Genomic DNA, 2,839 nt, shown 5'->3' with positions numbered 1-2,839 from the left:
CCAACCGGGCAACCGGGGGCGCCGAGCCCAACCCCGCGGGGCGTCCGCCCGCCGGCCCCGTTCTCTTCCGGGGGCGCCCCCTGCGCCCGCCCGCCGGGCATGGACCAGTCACAGGCACCCGTGCTGGAAGCGCTCGCCACCTATCAGACGAACACGCAGACCCCCTTCACACCGCCCGGGCACAAGCAGGGCCGCGGCGTCGATCCCCGCGTGTTGGCCGTCATGGGCGCGGGGGTCTTCGCATCGGACGTGCTGGCGACCGCCGGGCTCGACGACCGGTCCTCCTCGCACGGCTGGGTCGACCACGCGCAGCGGCTCATGGCCGAGGCGGTCGGGGCCGACCACACCTTCCTGTCGACCTGCGGCAGCTCCCTGTCGGTGAAGGCGGCGATGCTCGCGGTCGCCGGCCCGCACGAGAAACTGCTGGTCAGCCGGGATGCCCACAAATCGGTGGTGGCGGGCCTGATCGTGGCCGGCATCCGGCCGATCTGGATCGACCCACGGTGGGACGCCGAGCGGCATGTGGCCCACCCGCCCGGCGCCGATGCGTTCGAGCAGGCGCTGCGCGAGCATCCCGACGCGGCGGGTGCCCTGGTCACCAGCCCGACGCCGTACGGGACCTGCGCGGACCTGCGGGCCATCGCCGAGGTCTGTCACCGCCGCGGCAAGCCGCTGATCGTGGACGAGGCCTGGGGCGCCCACCTGCCCTTCCACCCCGACCTGCCGACCTGGGCGATGGACGCGGGCGCCGATGTCTGCGTGACGTCCGTCCACAAGATGGGCTCCGCACTCGAACAGAGCTCCGTCTTCCACCAGCAGGGCGACCTGGTCGATCCCATCGCGCTCAAGCAGTGCGAGGACCTTCTCGGTACGACGAGTCCCTCCGTGCTGATCTACGCGGCCCTCGACGGCTGGCGCCGACAGATGGTGCAGCACGGACGCGACCTCTTCGAGGGTGCGCTCGCCCTCGCCCACGACCTGCGCCGCCGGATCGACGCCGTCGACGGCCTCCACGTCCACGGCCGCGACGACTTCTGCGGACCGCTGCTCGCCGCCGACTTCGACCCGCTGCAGATCATCATCGACATCTCCGCCCTCGGCACCACCGGCTACCGGGCCGCCGACTGGCTGCGCAGCCACCACCAGATCAATCTCCACGTCAGCGACCACCGCCGGATCAGCGCCCAGCTCACCCACGCGGACGACAGCACCACCGCCGACGCGCTGCACCACGCCCTGATCGACCTGGTGGCGCATGGCGCCGCCCTGAAGCCTGCGGCTCCGGTACACGTTCCGTCGCCGGCGCGGCTGCGCCTGGAGCAAGTGGTTCTGCCCCGGGACGCCTTCTTCGGCCGCACCGAGCAGGTCGAGCTGGCGAAGGCCGACGGCCGGATCGCCGCCGAGATGATCACTCCCTATCCGCCCGGCGTCCCCGCCGTCGTGCCAGGCGAACGCTTCGACCGCGCGGTCATCGACTATCTCGCCACCGGTGTCCGGGCCGGCATGGTCCTTCCGGACGCGGCCCGCACGGATCTGGCGACCGTCCGCGTCGTCATCGAGGACTGAACCTGCTGTCTGGGCGGCAGGTTCACGCCGTCCTGGCAGGAGCGTCGCCCGCTCGCGCGAGGTGCGGTGCGGTCGCCGCCGGTGCGCCGCGCGATGGCGGAGACATGGCTGGCCTCCGTCCCTGTCCGGCACTCCTCGACCGAGATGGATTTCTGCTGCCCGGAGGGGAGTGTGGATGGCCCGGAGAGCAGTGTGCCGGGCCGAGGTCGCCCACCGCCCCCGGCCCCGGCCCAGATGGCTGCCTCGCTCCCCACCTACCGCCAGCCGTTCCGCGTCGAGCTGCGCGACAGCGACCCGGTCCTCGCCGACGAGAAACCGGCCGACCCACTCGGGGCGCATGCACGGCTGCGGGTCAGATCCTTCAGGCCGGCGGGAGCGCTGGTTCAGGAGGCGTTGAAGCGCCAGGCGTCGCGGGCAGCGCTGGATGCAGACATCGCCTGACGAGCGGTGCGAGAGGCCATCTCCACGGGGTGGGTTTCCCAGGCGGTGACGATCCGGCGTCCGGCGGTGGCGAGGGCGGTGGCGACCAGCGCCGCCCCTGTGAAGCTCAGGAAGGCCCCGACGCCGGCCAGGGCAGCCCCGACGGTGAGGAGGCGCACGTTCGGCTTGAACTGCTCGGCATCAAGATGGTGGTTCGGCATGCCTCCACGATGCGTGCTGCCGCATTCCGTCGCACCCGCGGCCGTCCGCCACGTGCCGATGGAACGCCGTCACGGGCGCGGCACGAACGCGCGGGCGGCGGGGGGTACGCCAAGGCGCGGCGGCCGGTCGCCGGGGCGGAGGGCGATGCCCGAGGGCGGCCGCATGTCCCCGGACCACCCGTGGTGGGGACCCTTCATCCGGCTGGCTTCGCCTTCCTCCGTCGACGGATGCGTCTTCGCGTGACGCTCGGTCATGGTCACTGCCTCGGCTTCGTCCCGGAGGCACCCGCTGTGGCCCTGGGGGCGGCTGTCCACCGCCCGCCTCCTCAATCACGGGCGGTCCCGGCAGCCTGCGGCGCACGGGGCCTCGCGCATGACCGCGTTGCACCCGGATGCGCCATCGGAGCCGACGGGCCTGGCAGGGGGTGTGCCGTGGCACTTCGGGGCCGGCCCGTTCGTCCGGGGGTCGGTGGCCGGGTCGTGGCGGTTGCTGCGGGTGCTTCGTCGGGACGGAATCGGTGGCGGCCCCGCATGCGCGTCCGGCGCCGGGGCAGGCGGTCTGGGACCGCCGAAGCCGATGTGGAAGCGAGTGACGTGCGATGAGTGCTGTGCAGGAGTCGATCGACGTGGCC

2 protein-coding genes are annotated in these 2,839 nt (G+C 72.9%); one reads left to right on the top strand and one right to left on the bottom strand.

Annotated features, from left to right (window positions below):
* Positions 1-99 precede the first annotated feature (99 nt).
* Positions 100-1,566, top strand: coding sequence for an aminotransferase class I/II-fold pyridoxal phosphate-dependent enzyme (locus ACFV0G_RS37930; protein ID WP_380557965.1), 1,467 nt, complete (start codon positions 100-102; stop codon positions 1,564-1,566).
* 383 nt (positions 1,567-1,949) lie between these two features.
* Here the strand turns inward: ACFV0G_RS37930 and ACFV0G_RS37925 are convergent, their stop codons facing one another.
* On the bottom strand, positions 1,950-2,207 hold the full coding sequence (locus tag ACFV0G_RS37925; RefSeq protein WP_380557962.1) for a hypothetical protein: 258 nt from the start codon (positions 2,205-2,207) through the stop codon (positions 1,950-1,952).
* Between the last annotated feature and the right edge of the window lie 632 nt (positions 2,208-2,839).

It is taken from the genome of Kitasatospora sp. NPDC059571, assembly GCF_042735675.1.
Lineage (GTDB): Bacteria > Actinomycetota > Actinomycetes > Streptomycetales > Streptomycetaceae > Kitasatospora.
The sequence above is the reverse complement of the archived record's forward strand: the minus strand, read 5'-3'. Positions and strand labels throughout refer to the sequence as shown.

Excerpts from the sequence above, each read along its gene's own strand:
- ACFV0G_RS37925 (WP_380557962.1), bottom strand. The coding sequence starts at position 2,207 with ATGCCGAACCACCATCTTGATGCCGAGCAGTTCAAGCCGAACGTGCGC.
- ACFV0G_RS37930 (WP_380557965.1), top strand. The coding sequence starts at position 100 with ATGGACCAGTCACAGGCACCCGTGCTGGAAGCGCTCGCCACCTATCAG.